Source organism: Burkholderia sp. Bp9012 (assembly GCF_003853825.1).
GTDB classification, from domain to species: Bacteria; Pseudomonadota; Gammaproteobacteria; order Burkholderiales; family Burkholderiaceae; genus Burkholderia; species Burkholderia diffusa.
Genome location: NZ_QTQA01000021.1, coordinates 44,298 through 59,650, shown reverse-complemented (window position 1 = coordinate 59,650; position 15,353 = coordinate 44,298). Strand labels below are relative to the sequence as shown.

At 67.2% G+C, this 15,353-nt stretch carries 19 protein-coding genes; all 19 read left to right on the top strand.

The window, feature by feature from the left end; all coding sequences use genetic code 11:
* Positions 1 to 23: 23 nt before the first annotated feature.
* The 19 genes from thiS to hisH all read left to right on the top strand — a co-directional run bounded on the left by thiS (position 24) and on the right by hisH (position 15,227).
* The gene (gene thiS / locus DIE11_RS25910; RefSeq protein WP_014898319.1) at positions 24 to 221 is read left to right on the top strand and encodes a sulfur carrier protein ThiS; all 198 of its coding nucleotides are present in this window, start codon (positions 24 to 26) and stop codon (positions 219 to 221) included.
* A 39-nt stretch (positions 222 to 260) separates the two neighbouring features.
* Complete coding sequence (locus DIE11_RS25905) at positions 261 to 1,076, top strand: thiazole synthase (RefSeq protein ID WP_059599805.1); 816 nt, start codon at positions 261 to 263, stop codon at positions 1,074 to 1,076.
* Positions 1,073 to 2,197 (top strand): thiamine phosphate synthase, encoded by a 1,125-nt coding sequence (gene thiE / locus DIE11_RS25900; RefSeq protein WP_124628030.1) that lies wholly within the window; start codon positions 1,073 to 1,075, stop codon positions 2,195 to 2,197. Before DIE11_RS25905 ends, thiE begins: the two co-directional genes overlap by 4 nt.
* Before the next feature lie 84 nt (positions 2,198 to 2,281).
* A complete protein-coding gene (locus DIE11_RS25895; protein ID WP_059535623.1) occupies positions 2,282 to 3,103 on the top strand; it encodes an ABC transporter ATP-binding protein in 822 nt (273 codons plus the stop codon).
* On the top strand, positions 3,100 to 3,867 hold the full coding sequence (mlaE, locus tag DIE11_RS25890) for a lipid asymmetry maintenance ABC transporter permease subunit MlaE (protein WP_059599807.1): 768 nt from the start codon (positions 3,100 to 3,102) through the stop codon (positions 3,865 to 3,867). The genes DIE11_RS25895 and mlaE overlap by 4 nt, the downstream gene beginning before the upstream one ends.
* 24 nt (positions 3,868 to 3,891) lie before the next feature.
* Positions 3,892 to 4,452 carry an outer membrane lipid asymmetry maintenance protein MlaD gene (gene mlaD, locus DIE11_RS25885; RefSeq protein WP_059599808.1) on the top strand — a complete coding sequence of 187 codons (561 nt, stop codon included), beginning with the start codon at positions 3,892 to 3,894 and terminating at the stop codon, positions 4,450 to 4,452.
* 31 nt (positions 4,453 to 4,483) lie between these two features.
* Complete coding sequence (locus tag DIE11_RS25880; protein ID WP_124628087.1) at positions 4,484 to 5,449, top strand: VacJ family lipoprotein; 966 nt, start codon at positions 4,484 to 4,486, stop codon at positions 5,447 to 5,449.
* 110 nt (positions 5,450 to 5,559) lie between these two features.
* On the top strand, positions 5,560 to 6,189 hold the full coding sequence (locus DIE11_RS25875) for a phospholipid-binding protein MlaC (protein ID WP_124628028.1): 630 nt from the start codon (positions 5,560 to 5,562) through the stop codon (positions 6,187 to 6,189).
* A complete protein-coding gene (locus DIE11_RS25870) occupies positions 6,186 to 6,461 on the top strand; it encodes a lipid asymmetry maintenance protein MlaB (protein WP_124628026.1) in 276 nt (91 codons plus the stop codon). Before DIE11_RS25875 ends, DIE11_RS25870 begins: the two co-directional genes overlap by 4 nt.
* 192 nt (positions 6,462 to 6,653) lie before the next feature.
* The gene (locus DIE11_RS25865; protein WP_124628024.1) at positions 6,654 to 7,580 is read left to right on the top strand and encodes an ABC transporter ATP-binding protein; all 927 of its coding nucleotides are present in this window, start codon (positions 6,654 to 6,656) and stop codon (positions 7,578 to 7,580) included.
* Positions 7,577 to 8,416 carry an ABC transporter permease gene (locus tag DIE11_RS25860; RefSeq protein WP_226118283.1) on the top strand — a complete coding sequence of 280 codons (840 nt, stop codon included), beginning with the start codon at positions 7,577 to 7,579 and terminating at the stop codon, positions 8,414 to 8,416. The genes DIE11_RS25865 and DIE11_RS25860 overlap by 4 nt, the downstream gene beginning before the upstream one ends.
* A gap of 50 nt (positions 8,417 to 8,466) precedes the next feature.
* Complete coding sequence (locus DIE11_RS25855; RefSeq protein ID WP_006477131.1) at positions 8,467 to 8,706, top strand: BolA family protein; 240 nt, start codon at positions 8,467 to 8,469, stop codon at positions 8,704 to 8,706.
* Between the two features lie 13 nt (positions 8,707 to 8,719).
* Positions 8,720 to 10,069, top strand: a complete 1,350-nt coding sequence (gene murA / locus DIE11_RS25850; protein WP_059599812.1) for a UDP-N-acetylglucosamine 1-carboxyvinyltransferase — start codon at positions 8,720 to 8,722, stop codon at positions 10,067 to 10,069.
* Complete coding sequence (gene hisG / locus DIE11_RS25845; protein ID WP_059599813.1) at positions 10,066 to 10,719, top strand: ATP phosphoribosyltransferase; 654 nt, start codon at positions 10,066 to 10,068, stop codon at positions 10,717 to 10,719. The genes murA and hisG overlap by 4 nt, the downstream gene beginning before the upstream one ends.
* A 24-nt stretch (positions 10,720 to 10,743) precedes the next feature.
* On the top strand, positions 10,744 to 12,060 hold the full coding sequence (gene hisD, locus DIE11_RS25840; protein WP_059599814.1) for a histidinol dehydrogenase: 1,317 nt from the start codon (positions 10,744 to 10,746) through the stop codon (positions 12,058 to 12,060).
* 119 nt (positions 12,061 to 12,179) lie between these two features.
* Entirely contained in the window at positions 12,180 to 13,253 is a 1,074-nt protein-coding gene (gene hisC, locus DIE11_RS25835; protein ID WP_059686481.1) for a histidinol-phosphate transaminase, read from the top strand.
* A gap of 65 nt (positions 13,254 to 13,318) precedes the next feature.
* Entirely contained in the window at positions 13,319 to 13,906 is a 588-nt protein-coding gene (gene hisB, locus DIE11_RS25830; RefSeq protein ID WP_059599816.1) for an imidazoleglycerol-phosphate dehydratase HisB, read from the top strand.
* Between the two features lie 62 nt (positions 13,907 to 13,968).
* Positions 13,969 to 14,589, top strand: a complete 621-nt coding sequence (locus DIE11_RS25825) for a YchE family NAAT transporter (RefSeq protein WP_059599817.1) — start codon at positions 13,969 to 13,971, stop codon at positions 14,587 to 14,589.
* Positions 14,586 to 15,227 carry an imidazole glycerol phosphate synthase subunit HisH gene (gene hisH / locus DIE11_RS25820; RefSeq protein ID WP_059599818.1) on the top strand — a complete coding sequence of 214 codons (642 nt, stop codon included), beginning with the start codon at positions 14,586 to 14,588 and terminating at the stop codon, positions 15,225 to 15,227. The genes DIE11_RS25825 and hisH overlap by 4 nt, the downstream gene beginning before the upstream one ends.
* Positions 15,228 to 15,353 lie beyond the last annotated feature (126 nt).

The window sequence follows — 15,353 nt, the reverse complement described above, 5'->3', positions numbered from 1 at the left end:
CCGACCGAATTCGACCAAGACTCATGGATATCCAGATCAACCAACAGACGCTGACCCTGCCCGACGGCGCAACGGTGGCCGACGCGCTCGCCGCGTACGGCGCGCGTCCGCCGTACGCGGTTGCGCTGAACGGCAATTTCGTCGCGCGCACGCAGCATGCGGCGCGCGCGCTCGCGACGGGCGACAAGCTCGACGTCGTGCACCCCGTCGCGGGCGGCTGAGCGCCGCCGGTTCGCCCTCTGCTCTTCCAGGAAAACGACATGACGTCCCTCACTTCCGCCGACGCGCTGACGCTGTACGGTGAAACCTTCGCAAGCCGCGTGTTGCTCGGCACGTCGCGCTACCCGTCGCTGCAGTCGCTGTCCGATTCGATCGCCGCGTCGCGCCCCGGGATGGTGACGGTCGCGCTGCGCCGCCAGATGACCGGCGGCACCGCAGAGGCCGGCTTTTTCGATCTGCTCAAGCGTCACTCGGTGCCGCTGCTGCCGAACACGGCCGGCTGCCAGACCGTCGCCGAGGCGGTGACGACCGCGCACATGGCGCGCGAGGTTTTCGATACCGACTGGATCAAGCTCGAGCTGATCGGCGACGACTACACGCTGCAGCCCGACCCGATCGGGCTGATCGAGGCGGCCGCGCAACTGGTCAAGGACGGCTTCAAGGTGTTGCCGTACTGCACCGAGGATCTCGTGATCGGCCGGCGTCTGCTTGACGTCGGCTGCGAGGCCCTGATGCCGTGGGGCGCGCCGATCGGCACCGGCAAGGGCGTCGTGAATCCGTACGGGCTGCGCGTGCTGCGCGAGCGGCTGCCGGACGTGCCGCTGATCGTCGACGCCGGGCTCGGCGTGCCGTCGCACGCGTGCCAGGTGATGGAGTGGGGTTTCGACGGCGTGCTGCTGAACACGGCCGTGTCGCAGGCCACGCATCCGGAAATCATGGCGCGTGCGTTCGCGCAAGGCGTCGAGGCCGGCCGTGCGGCCTATCTCGCCGGGCCGATGGATGCGCGCGAGACCGCGCACGCGAGCACGCCGGTCGTCGGCATGCCGTTCTGGCACCAGGACGGGGGCGGCGCATGAGTGCGCGCTTCGCCGATGCCTTCTGGCCGCCGGCCGACGAGCTGGCCGAAGCGGCCGAGCGGATTCGCGCCCGCCTGGGCGACTGGCCGACCGGCACGACGGCGTGGCGGCTGTGCGTCGCGGCGCCCGACGTGCCGGCCCAAGGCGACGTGCTGATCGTGTCGGCCGGCGATCGTGCTGCGCAGGCGCGCGCATCGGCCGCATCGCGCCCCGCGTCGTCGGACGCGGTCGCGATCGAGTTCGGCGAGCACGGCGCGGTGCTGCACGCCGCAGGTGTGCGCTACGCGCTGGAAGCCGCGCATCCGCTCGCCGACGACTGGATCGCGGCGCTCGCGGCGTTCCTCGATTGCGGTTTCGCGCCGATCGACGCGCTCGTGCTCGCGCTGGCGTGGGGCGACGGCGACGAAACGCGCGGGACCGATGCGTGGCCGATCGATGCCGCGCGGTTCCCGCGCGTCGCCGGCCTGGCCGCGGCACCCGAGCCCGCATTCCCGCCGTGCCCCAAGCAACTCGGCCTCTATCCGGTCGTCCCCGACGCCGAATGGGTCGAACGCGTGCTCGAGTGCGGCGCGCGAACCGTGCAGCTGCGCGTGAAAGGCGCGAACCCGGACGCGTTGCGCCGGGAAGTCGCACGTGCGGTCGCGGCAGGGCGCCGCTATCCCGATGCACGCGTGTTCATCAACGATCACTGGCAGATCGCGATAGAAGAGGGCGCGTACGGCGTACATCTGGGTCAGGAGGACCTCGAAACGGCCGATCTGGCCGCGATCGCGCGCGCGGGCCTGCGGCTCGGACTGTCGAGCCATGGTTATTACGAGATGTTGCGCGCGTTGCACGTGCGCCCGAGCTATCTGGCGCTCGGCCCCGTGTACACGACCGCGACCAAGGCCGTCGCGGCGCCGCCACAGGGCCTCGCGCGGATTGCCCGCTATGCGCGCTTCGCGGGCGCGCGCTCGCCGCTCGTCGCGATCGGCGGCGTGGGGCTCGACGCGTTGCCGGACGTGCTGGCGACGGGCGTCGGCAGCGTCGCGGTGGTCAGTGCGGTCACGGGCGCAGACGATTATCGGGCGGCGATTGTTGCGTTGCAGCAATGTTTTGCCCGACAATTTGACAATCATTGACCGCAGGGCCCGGAACGGCGTCACGACATCATTCCAATGCAGGCCCTATAATTCGGCGTTCTGCGTAAAAGGACTGTCAGCTCCGTGAGCCCCACTCCTACCGAGACACTGCTGGAACTTCGCGACGTCGACTTTGGCTATGGCGACCGCCTCGTCCTGTCGAACCTGAACATGCGCTTCGGGCGCGGCCAGGTCGTCGCCGTCATGGGCGGGTCGGGTTGCGGCAAGACGACCGTGCTGCGCCTGATCGGCGGACTGGTGCGCGCACGCCGCGGCCAGGTGCTGTTCGACGGCGCCGACGTCGGCGCGCAGACGCGCGACGGCCTGTACGCGCTGCGCCGCAAGATGGGCATGCTGTTCCAGTTCGGCGCGCTGTTCACCGACATGTCGGTGTTCGAGAACGTCGCGTTCGCGTTGCGCGAACACACCGACCTGCCCGAAGACCTGATCCGCGACCTGGTGCTGATGAAGCTCAACGCGGTCGGTCTGCGCGGCGCGCGTGACCTGATGCCGTCCGAGGTGTCCGGCGGGATGGCGCGTCGCATCGCGCTCGCGCGCGCGATCGCGCTCGACCCGCAGCTCATCATGTACGACGAACCGTTCGCGGGCCTCGATCCGATCTCGCTCGGCATCACGGCGAACCTGATCCGCACGCTGAACGAGGCACTCGGCGCGACGTCGATCCTCGTCACGCACGACGTGCCGGAATCGTTCGCGATCGCCGACTACGTGTATTTTCTGGCCAATGGTGGCGTGCTCGCGCAGGGGACGCCCGACGAGCTGCGTGCGTCGACCGACCCGAGCGTGCGCCAGTTCATCGACGGCGCGCCGGACGGCCCGTTTAAATTTCATTACACGAGCCCGCCGCTGGCTGCGGATTTCGGGCTCGGCGGAGGGCGCGCATGATCAGCGCGATCGGACGTTACGTCATCGGCGGCCTCGAGCGCGCGGGCTACGGCACGCGGCTGTTCGTGCGCCTCGTGCTGGAATTCTTCCCGTTGCTGCGCCGGCCGCGGCTGGTCACCAAGCAGATCCACTTTCTCGGCAACTATTCGTTCGTGATCATTGCCGTGTCGGGCCTGTTCGTCGGCTTCGTGCTCGGCTTGCAGGGCTATTACACGCTGAATCGCTACGGGTCCGAGCAGGCGCTCGGCCTGCTGGTCGCGCTGTCGCTGGTGCGCGAGCTCGGCCCGGTCGTGACCGCGCTGCTGTTCGCGGGCCGCGCCGGCACGTCGCTCACCGCCGAGATCGGCCTGATGAAGGCCGGCGAGCAGCTCACGGCGCTCGAGATGATGGCAGTCGATCCGATCAAGACGGTGATCGCGCCGCGCATGTGGGCCGGCATCATCGCGATGCCGCTGCTCGCCGCGATCTTCAACGCGGTCGGCGTGCTCGGCGGTTATTTCGTCGGGGTCGTGCTGATCGGCGTCGATCCGGGCGCGTTCTGGTCGCAGATGCAGGGCGGGGTCGAGGTGTGGGCCGACGTCGGCAACGGCGTGATCAAGAGCATCGTGTTCGGGTTCGCCGTGACCTTCATTGCACTGTTTCAGGGGTATGAAGCGAAGCCCACGCCCGAGGGCGTGTCGCGCGCGACGACCAAGACGGTCGTGTTCGCGTCGCTCGCCGTACTCGGCCTCGATTTCCTGCTGACCGCGCTGATGTTCAGCTAAGCCTCAGCCAAGCCAAATTTTGGGATGACGATGAAAAAGACTGCTCTCGACTTCTGGGTCGGCCTGTTCGTGGTGGTGGGCTTCCTTGCGGTGCTATTCCTGGCGCTCAAGGTCGGCAACATGAGCTCGCTGTCGTTTCAGCCGACCTACTCGGTGAGGATGAAATTCGACAACATCGGCGGACTGAAGCCGCGCGCCGCCGTGAAGAGCGCGGGCGTCGTGGTCGGCCGCGTGAAGTCGGTCGGCTTCGACACCAACACCTATCAGGCGCTGGTGACGATCGATATCGACGGTCAGTATCCGTTCCCGAAGGATTCGTCGGCGAAGATCCTGACGTCGGGCCTGCTCGGCGAGCAGTACATCGGCCTCGATCCGGGCGGCGACACCGAAATGCTGAAGGCGGGCGATACGATCACGATGACGCAGTCGGCGATCGTGCTCGAGAACCTGATCGGCCAGTTCCTGTACAGCAAGGCAGCCGACGCGGGCGGCGCGAAGCCGGCATCCGGGGCCTCGGCCGCGCCGGCGGCACCCGCGCCGGTCGCGGTGCCGGCCTCCGCGGTGTCTGGCTCGGCTGCCCAATAACCACACGAGAGAAAGACAAGAGGGAATGACCATGCAGACGATCCGCATCAGGCACGCCGCGCTCGCGGTGGCGGCAGTCGCCGCGTTGAGCGGTTGCGCGACCGTGCAGACGCCGACCAAGGGCGATCCGCTCGAAGGCTTCAACCGGTCGATGTACAAGTTCAACGACACGGTCGACACGTACGCGCTGAAACCGGTCGCGAAGGGCTACCAGTACGTGGTGCCGCAGCCGGTGCGCGACAGCGTGACGAACTTCTTCTCGAACATCGGCGACGTCTACATCGCCGCGAACAACATCGTGCAGTTGCGAATCGCGGACGGCGTCGGCGACATCATGCGCGTCGTGATCAACACGGTGTTCGGCGTCGGCGGCCTGTTCGACGTCGCGACGATTGCGAAACTGCCGAAGCACACGGCCGATTTCGGGATCACGATGGGCCGCTACGGCATGCCGTCGGGCCCGTATCTCGTGCTGCCGCTGCTCGGCCCGAGCACGCTGCGCGACACGGCAGGCCTCGGCGTCGACTACGTGGGCAATCCGCTCACCTACGTGAAGCCGGACGGCCTGAGCTGGGGCCTGTTCGGCGTGAACCTCGTCAACACGCGTGCGAACCTGCTCGGCGCGGGCGACGTGCTGGATGCCGCGGCGCTCGACAAGTATTCGTTCGTGCGCAATGCGTACCTGCAGCGCCGCCAGATGCTGATCGACAACGCGCGCGGCGAGGCCTCGACGGCGTCGAGCAACGATGCGCTGCCGAAGTACGACTTGCCGGACGACGGCGCGGCACCGGCGGCAGCCGGCGCGGCCGGAACGGCGGGCGCGGCTGCAGTCGGCGGCGCGACGGCACCGGCCGGCGCATCGGGCGCGGCCGTTGCCGTACCGGCGTCGGGCAGTGCCGAAGCACCGAACCCGGCCAGCGCGACGAACGTGCCGGCAATGCAGATGACGCCGCCCGCACCGGGCGGGATTCGTTTCCCGAGCATCAAGCTGCACTGACCAACTTACATTCGTTACAGCCGGAAACGATTCAGTCGGTAGCGCACGCGAACTTGCGCGTAAGCTACCGGCTCCAACCTTCGCATCGACTCTTCATGCAGGTCACTATGATGAAAAAACTGTTCCTGATCCCCGTTTTCGCGGCGCTGTTCTCGTTCGGCAGCGCAGCTCACGCGCAAGTCGACCAGTCGAACCCGCAGGCGCTGATCAAGACGGCGACGCAGCAGGTGCTCGACGAAGTCAAGCAGCAGACGATCAAGCAGGGCGACACCAACCGCATCATTACGATCGTCAACAAGGACATCCTGCCGTACACGGATTTCCGCCGTACCACGCAGCTCGCGATGGGCCGCAACTGGCGCACGGCATCGGCCGAACAGCAGCAGCAGATTCAGGAGCAGTTCAAGCTGCTGCTGATCCGCACGTATTCGGGCGCGCTCGCGCAGTTGAAGCCGGACCAGCAGATCCAGTACCCGCCGTTCCGCGCCGATCCGGCCGACACCGACGTGGTGGTGAAGACGGTCGCGATGAACAACGGTCAGCCGGTCCAGATCGACTATCGCTTGTACAAGTCGGCGAATGGCTGGAAGGTCTATGACCTGAACGTGCTCGGCGCGTGGCTGATCCAGACGTACCAGCAGCAGTTCAACGAGAAGATCCAGCAAAGCGGCGTGGACGGCCTGATCCAGTTCCTGACGCAGCGCAACCAGCAACTTGCCTCCGGCAAGCAGGCGTCGTGAGCGGCTTCGAAGCAGGCTCTTCGCTGACCGTCGCGAGCGCGAAGTCCGCGCTCGCGGACGGTCTTGCGCGCATCGGCGCCGGCGCGACCGCCGTCGATTGCACGGCGCTGACGCAGTTCGACTCGTCCGCGCTCGCCGTGCTGCTCGCATGGCAACGTGCCGCCGAAGCGCGCGGCGCGACCCTCGACATCCTCAATCTCCCGCAGAAGCTCGCCAGCCTCGCGCGCGCCTATGGCGTCGACGCCCTCATCGACGGCACCCGGCGACATTGACCCTGCCCGACCGAAGCCTGCCGCGCCAGCCGGCGCGCGCACGCTTCAGGCCGCGCGCCTCCTGCGCCGGCTCCACCAGCCGGTTTGCCCTATAATCAAGCGTTTTGCGGGGCAGCCAATCGGCGTCCGGCCCCCATTTTCTTTCGCAGCAAGCACAGAATAGGCGTCGCGGCCCATGCGCCGCGCACAGTCATGTCAGCCATAGAAATCCGTCACGTCAAGAAGCGCTACAAATCGCTTCAGGCGCTCAAGGGCGTCAGCCTGTCGGTCGAGGAAGGCGAGTTTTTCGGTCTGCTCGGCCCGAACGGCGCAGGCAAGACCACGCTCATCAGTATCCTCGCCGGGCTTACCCGGGCCGATGAAGGCAGTATCTCGGTGCGCGGCCACGACGTCGTCAAGGACTTCCGCGATGCGCGCCGCGCGCTCGGCGTCGTGCCGCAGGAACTCGTGTTCGACCCGTTCTTCACCGTCCGCGAGACGCTGCGGATCCAGTCCGGCTATTTCGGGCTGCGCCGCAACGACGACTGGATCGACGAAGTGATGGCCAATCTCGACCTCACCGAGAAGGCCGACGCGAACATGCGCGCGCTGTCGGGCGGGATGAAGCGCCGCGTGCTGGTCGCGCAGGCGCTCGTGCACCGGCCGCCCGTGATCGTGCTCGACGAACCGACCGCCGGCGTCGACGTCGAATTGCGCCAGACGCTGTGGAAGTTCATCTCGCGCCTGAACCGCGAGGGCCACACGATCGTGCTGACCACCCATTACCTCGAGGAAGCCGAGTCGCTGTGCGACCGCATCGCGATGCTGCGCCGTGGCGAAGTCGTTGCGCTCGATCGCACCGACGCGCTGCTGCGCCGCTTCGCCGGGCTGCAGCTGTACCTGCGCCTGGGGACCGGCGCGCTGCCGTCCGAGCTGCGCGGGCTGGAGTCCGACCCGGCCGCCCGCGCGCCGGGCGAGCACCTGCTGCGCCTGACGAGCTACGACGATGTCGAGCGGATCCTCGCGCTATGCCGCGCGGCGGGCTGCACGTTCGACGAGATCGAGGTCCGCAAGGCCGACCTCGAGGATGTGTTCGTCCAGGTGATGAACGGGGCCGAGGTGATCGAGGGTCTGGCATGAATCAACAATCCCCACGCGAACTTCGTTCGCTGCCCCCCGAGGGGGCGCCCGCCACTATCGGGGCGGCCCGGCGAGTGCCGGGAAGCGGCTTTCAAACGCTGTTCTACAAGGAACTGCTGCGCTTCTGGAAGGTGTCGTTCCAGACGGTGTGCGCGCCGATCGTAACGGCGCTGCTGTATCTGACGATCTTCGGCCACGCGCTGTCGGGCCGCGTCGAGGTGTATCCGGGCGTCGAGTACGTGAGCTTTCTCGTGCCGGGCCTCGTGATGATGAGCGTGCTGCAGAACGCGTTCGCGAACAGCTCGTCGTCGCTGATCCAGTCGAAGATCACCGGCAACCTCGTGTTCATGCTGCTGCCGCCGCTGTCGTACCGCGACATCTTCGGCGCGTACGTGCTCGCGTCCGTCGTGCGCGGGCTCGCGGTCGGCGCGGGCGTATTCGTCGTGACGATCTGGTTTGTCCCGATGCATTTCGCGGCGCCGTTGTTCATCATCGCGTTCGCGCTGCTCGGCTCGGCGATCCTCGGCACGCTCGGGCTGATCGCCGGGATCTGGGCCGAGAAGTTCGACCAGCTCGCCGCGTTCCAGAACTTTCTGATCATGCCGCTGACGTTCCTGTCCGGCGTGTTCTATTCGACGCACTCGCTGCCGCCCGTGTGGCGCGAGATCTCGCGTCTCAACCCGTTTTTCTACATGATCGACGGCTTCCGTTACGGGTTCTTCGGCGCGTCCGACATCAACCCGCTCGCGAGCCTCGCGATCGTCACCGGTTTCTTCGTGCTGCTCGCGATGTTCGCGATGCGGCTGCTCGCGACCGGCTACAAACTGCGTCATTGATATCGACGGTGGCGGCCGCCACGGGCGGCGCGCGCCGACAGGAGCCTCTCATGTTGCCGACTCCCGAACAGGTCAAGCAATACATTGCCGGCGGTCTCGCCTGCACCCATCTGGAAGTCGAAGGCGACGGCCAGCATTTCTTCGCGACGATCGTGTCGGCGGCCTTCGAAGGCAAGCGGCCGATCCAGCGGCACCAGCTCGTTTATGCGGCGCTCGGCGATCGCATGAAGCAGGAAATTCACGCGCTCAGCATGAAGACGCTGACGCCCGCCGAATGGCAGAACGCATAACCGGAACCACTGAGTGCAAGTCACCGTCAACGAGTGCGACGCCGTCCAGAGCGTCGCCACGGCACACCCGGCCGCCAACGGGGAATCGCAGGGACATGGGATGGACAAGCTGGTGATCGAAGGCGGTCGCCGGTTGTCGGGCGAGATCGTCGTGTCGGGCGCGAAGAACGCCGCGCTGCCGATCCTGTGCGCGGGGCTGCTCAGCGCCGAGCCGGTCGAACTCGACAACGTGCCGAACCTGAAGGACGTGCGCACCACGCTGAAGGTGCTGAACCAGATGGGCGTGAAGAGCGAGACCGACGGCTGCCGCGTGCAGCTCGATGCGTCGCGCGTCGACAACCTCGTGGCGCCGTACGAACTCGTGAAGACGATGCGCGCGTCGATCCTCGTGCTCGGGCCGCTGCTCGCGCGCTTCGGCGAGGCGAAGGTGTCGCTGCCGGGCGGCTGCGCGATCGGCGCGCGTCCGGTCGACCAGCACATCAAGGGCCTGCAGGCGATGGGCGCCGAGATCAGCATCGAGCACGGCTTCATCGAGGCGCGCGCGAAGCGCCTGAAGGGCGCGCGCATCGTGACCGACATGATCACGGTGACGGGGACGGAAAACCTGCTGATGGCCGCGACGCTCGCGGACGGCGAGACGGTGATCGAGAACGCTGCCCGCGAGCCGGAAGTGAGCGATCTCGCGCACCTGCTGGTCGCGATGGGCGCGAAAATCGACGGCATCGGCACCGACCGCCTCGTGATCCAGGGTGTCGAGCGGCTGCATGGCGCACGCCATTCGGTGATTCCCGATCGCATCGAGGCCGGCACGTTCCTGTGCGCGGTCGCGGCGGCGGGCGGCGACGTGATGCTGACGGGCGTGCGCCCGCACATCCTCGACGCGGTGATCGACAAGCTGCGCGAGGCCGGCGTGTCGATCGAGGAAGGCGACAGCTGGCTGCGCGTGAAGATGGACCGCCGCCCGTCGGCGGTGACGATCCGCACGTCGGAATACCCGGCGTTCCCGACCGACATGCAGGCGCAGTTCATGGCCCTCAATTCGGTCGCGACGGGCACCGCGCAGGTTGTCGAGACCATTTTCGAGAACCGCTTCATGCACGTGCAGGAGCTGAACCGGCTCGGCGCGAACATCACGATCGACGGCAACACGGCGCTCGTGACCGGCGTCGACAAGCTGTCCGGCGCGAACGTGATGGCGACCGACCTGCGCGCCTCGGCGAGCCTCGTGATCGCCGGGCTGCGGGCCGAAGGCGAAACGCTCGTCGACCGCATCTATCACCTGGACCGCGGCTACGACCGCATGGAAACCAAACTGACCGCCGTCGGCGCGAACGTGCGCCGCCTCTCCGGGAGCCAAGCATGACCGCGCCGCTGACCCTCGCCCTGTCGAAGGGCCGGATTTTCGAGGAAACCCTGCCGCTGCTGGCGGCCGCCGGCGTGCAGGTGGCCGAGGATCCGGAAACGTCGCGCAAGCTGATCCTGCCGACGACCGATCCGAACCTGCGCGTGATCATCGTGCGCGCCAGCGACGTGCCGACCTACGTCGAATACGGCGCGGCCGATTTCGGCGTGGCGGGCAAGGACGTGCTGGTCGAGCACGGCGGCTCGGGTCTGTACCAGCCGATCGACCTGAACATTGCGCGCTGCCGGATGTCGGTGGCCGTGCCGGCCGGTTTCGACTATGCGAACGCGGTGCGCCAGGGCGCGCGCCTGCGGGTCGCGACCAAATACGTCGAAACGGCACGCGAACACTTCGCCGCGAAAGGCGTGCACGTCGACCTGATCAAGCTGTACGGCTCGATGGAGCTGGCGCCGCTGGTCGGGCTGGCCGACGCGATCGTCGACCTCGTCAGTTCGGGCGGCACGCTGAAGGCGAACAATCTGGTCGAGGTCGAGGAGATCATGGCGATCTCGTCGCGCCTCGTCGTGAACCAGGCTGCGCTGAAGTTGAAGCGCACGGCGCTCAAGCCGATTCTCGACGCGTTCGAACGCGCGTCGCAGAATGGCAATTGAGCGCATCACCGTAACGGAATTCCCATGGCCATCACCATCCGCAAACTCGATTCGACGAGCGAGGGCTTCGATGCCGCGCTGCGTGCGGTGCTCGCGTTCGAGGCGAGCGAGGACGAAGCGATCGAGCAGTCGGTCGCGAAGATTCTCGCCGACGTGAAGTCGCGCGGCGACGCCGCGGTGCTCGAGTACACGAACCGCTTCGACCGGCTGGACGCGAGCAGCGTCGCCGCGCTCGAACTGCCGCAGGACGCGCTGCAGACGGCGCTCGACGGCCTCGCGCCGAAGGCGCGCGCGGCGCTGGAAGCCGCAGCCGCGCGCGTGCGTGCGTATCACGAGAAGCAGAAGATCGAGTGCGGCACCCATAGCTGGCAGTACACGGAAAGCGACGGCACGGTGCTCGGCCAGAAGGTCACGCCGCTCGACCGCGTCGGCCTGTACGTGCCGGGCGGCAAGGCCGCCTATCCGTCGTCGGTGTTGATGAACGCGATTCCCGCGCGCGTCGCGGGCGTCGGCGAGATCGTGATGGTCGTGCCGACCCCGGACGGCGTGAAGAACGACCTCGTGCTCGCCGCGGCGCTGCTCGGCGGCGTCGATCGCGTGTTCACGATCGGCGGCGCGCAGGCGGTCGGCGCGCTCGCGTACGGCACGGCCACGGTGCCGCCGGTCGACAAGATCTGCGGGCCGGGCAATGCATACGTCGCGTCGGCGAAGCGCCGCGTGTTCGGCACGGTCGGCATCGACATGATCGCCGGCCCGTCGGAAATCCTCGTGCTGTGCGACGGCACGACCGATCCGAGCTGGGTCGCGATGGACCTGTTCTCGCAGGCCGAACACGACGAGCTCGCGCAGTCGATCCTGCTGTGCCCGGACGCCGCGTTCCTCGAGCGCGTCGAGAAGGCGATCGACGAGCTGTTGCCGACGATGCCGCGCCGGGACGTGATCCGCGCGTCGCTGGAAGGCCGCGGCGCGCTGATCAAGGTGCGCGATATGGCCGAAGCGTGCCGGATCGCGAATGACATCGCGCCGGAGCACCTCGAGATTTCCGCGCTGGAGCCGCAGCAATGGGGCCAGCAAATCCGCCACGCCGGCGCGATCTTCCTCGGCCGCTACACGAGCGAAAGCCTCGGCGACTACTGCGCGGGCCCGAACCACGTGCTGCCGACGTCGCGCACCGCGCGCTTCTCGTCGCCGCTCGGCGTGTACGACTTCATCAAGCGTTCAAGCCTGATCGAAGTCAGCGCCGAAGGTGCGCAGACGCTGGGCGAGATCGCGTCCGAGCTCGCATACGGCGAAGGGCTGCAGGCGCACGCGCGTAGCGCCGAGCTCCGGATGAAGGGGTGACGCGCGCCGGAGCCGATGCCGACGCAGCGGTTCCGGTCGACGAGGAGACCCAGCGCAGGGCGGCAGCCGCCGCCTTGCCGACCATTTGACGCCGGCGCGACGCACGCCGGCTTGAGACCATGACGACGCCACAAGACATCATCCGCCGCGACGTGCTCGCGATGACGAGCTACCCGGTGCCCGACGCGAGCGGTTTCGTGAAGCTCGACGCGATGGAGAACCCGTATTCGCTGCCGGCGCCGCTTGCGGCGGCGCTCGGCGAACGCCTCGCGCAGGTCGCGCTGAACCGCTACCCGGCGCCGCGCCCGGGCGCGCTGCTCGACAAGCTGCGCCGTGCGATGGGCGTGCCGGCCGCATGCGACGTGCTGCTCGGCAACGGCTCGGACGAAATCATCAGCATGATGTCGGTGGCATGTGCGAAGCCGGGCGCGAAGGTGCTCGCACCGGTGCCGGGCTTCGTGATGTACGAATTGTCGGCGAAGTTCGCGCAGCTCGAATTCGTCGGCGTGCCGCTCAAGGCCGACCTGACGCTTGACGCCGACGCGATGATCGCGGCGATCGCCGAGCATCGGCCCGCGCTCGTCTACCTCGCTTACCCGAACAACCCGACCGGCACGCTGTACGACGAAGCCGATGTCGAGCGGATCATCGCGGCCGCGCGGCACAGCCTGATCGTGATCGACGAGGCGTACCAGCCGTTCGCGGAGCGCTCGTGGTTGCCGCGTGCCGCCGAGTTCGACAACGTCGTCGTGATGCGCACGGTGTCGAAGCTCGGCCTCGCGGGGATCCGCCTCGGCTATCTCGCCGGCCTGCCGGCGTGGCTGACCGAGTTCGACAAGGTGCGCCCGCCGTACAACATCAACGTGCTGACCCAGGCGACCGCCGATTTCCTGCTCGACCACCTCGACGTGCTCGACGCGCAGGCGGCCGAACTGCGTGCGGAACGCACGCGCCTCGCGCAGGCCGTGGCCGCGCTGCCGGGTGCGACGGTGTTCCCGAGCGCCGGCAATTTCCTGCTGGTGCGCGTGCCGGACGCGGCCGCCGTGTTCGATGCGCTGCTCACGGAGCGGGTGCTGGTCAAAAACGTGAGTAAAATGCATCCGTTGCTGTCCGAATGCGTGCGGCTGACCGTCGGTTCTCCCGACGAAAACGCGCGCCTGCTGGCTGCTTTGAAACTCGCGCTGCCCGGTTGAGCCCAGGGCACGGCGGCGCGCGACGATCAATCCCCATTTACATCAGACTCATTCAAGGAATTGCCATGCGTGTGGCGGAAGTCGTTCGCAATACCAGCGAAACGCAGATCCGTGTGAAGCTCGATCTCGACGGGACGGGCCGGCAGAAGCTGGCCACCGGCGTGCCGTTTCTCGACCATATGCTCGACCAGATCGCGCGACATGGTCTGATCGATCTCGAGGTCGAAGCGCATGGCGATACCCATATCGACGACCACCACACGGTCGAGGACGTCGGCATCACGCTCGGTCAGGCTGTCGCGAAGGCGATCGGCGACAAGAAGGGCATCCGCCGCTACGGCCATTCGTACGTGCCGCTCGACGAGGCGCTGTCGCGCGTCGTGATCGACTTCTCGGGCCGGCCGGGTCTTGAATTCCACGTGCCGTTCACGCGTGCGCGGATCGGCACGTTCGACGTCGACCTGTCCATCGAATTCTTCCGCGGGTTCGTGAACCACGCGGGCGTCACGCTGCACATCGACAACCTGCGCGGAATCAACGCGCACCACCAGCTCGAAACGGTGTTCAAGGCCTTCGGCCGGGCGCTGCGTGGCGCGGTGGAGCTCGACGAGCGTGCGGCGGGGCAGATTCCGTCGACGAAGGGCAGCCTCTAACTTCCGAACGGACAGGACGCCAACGACAACCTCACGGCTTCGGCGCGGCGCGCCGGCTTGCGATGGATCTGCTCAAATCGTTCATTTCGCTGCTGGCGCTGATCAACCCGATCGGCGCGGTGCCGTTTTTCCTGAGCCTGACGGCGCAGCAGTCGGACATCGAGCGGCGCCGCACGATCCGGATCGCGTCGGTGTCGGTGTTCTGCGTGATGACGGTGACGACGCTGCTCGGGCAGCAGATCATCGACTTCTTCGGCATTTCGGTCGGCTCCCTTGAAGTGGGCGGCGGGATCATCATGTTGCTGATGGCGATCAACATGCTGAACGCGCAGATCGGCAACACGCGATCGACGCCGGAGGAGCGCCACGAGGCCGAGCTGAAGGACAACATCGCGGTCGTGCCGCTGGCGATTCCGCTGCTCACGGGCCCCGGCTCGATCAGCACGGCGATCGTCTATGCGGCGAACTCGCATCACTGGTATGAGCGAGCCGGGCTCGTCGCGATCGGCGCGGTCCTGGCTCTCCTGTGTTTCTTCGCGATGCGGCTTGCCGAGCCGATCGCGAACTGGATCGGCCGCACCGGCATCAACATCGCCACGCGGCTGATGGGTCTGATGCTGTCGGCGCTGGCGGTGGAATTCATCGTCAATGGACTGAGGGCGCTACTGCCTGCACTGAGATGAAAACTTCGATTGCGATTGTGGATTATGGGATGGGCAACCTGCGCTCGGTTGCGCAGGCGCTCAAGAAGGCCGAACCGGCCGCCGACGTGGCGATCGTCGATACGCCGGCCGCGATTCGCGCGGCCGACCGCGTCGTGCTGCCCGGCCAGGGCGCGATGCCCGACTGCATGCGCTGCCTCGGCGAGTCGGGGCTGCAGGAGGCCGTGATCGAGGCGTCGCGCACGAAGCCGCTGCTCGGCGTGTGCGTCGGCGAGCAGATGCTGTTCGACTGGAGCGCGGAAGGCGACACGAAGGGCCTCGGCCTGTTGCCCGGCAAGGTCGTGCGTTTCGAGCTCGAAGGCCGCCTGCAGGACGACGGCTCGCGCTTCAAGGTGCCGCAGATGGGCTGGAACCGCGTGCACCAGTCGCAGCCGCACCCGCTGTGGGATGGCGTGCCCGACGACGCATATTTCTACTTCGTGCACAGTTATTACGTGAGCCCGGACAACCCGGCGCACACGGTCGGCGAAACGGTATACGGCGCGCCGTTTACGTCCGCGGTCGCGCGGGACAACCTCTTCGCGACCCAATTCCACCCCGAGAAAAGCGCGGAGGTCGGGTTGCGTCTGTATCGCAACTTCGTACACTGGAAGCCGTAAACGTGGTGTGCGAGCCACAGTCGACCGGGCCGAACGGCCTGTCGCGCGGGGCTTGCCCGCTTAAGCGCCGAAAGAGTTGTACTAAACTAGCGAGACGGCGCGGCACCGGTTTGGCCGGTACGCGCC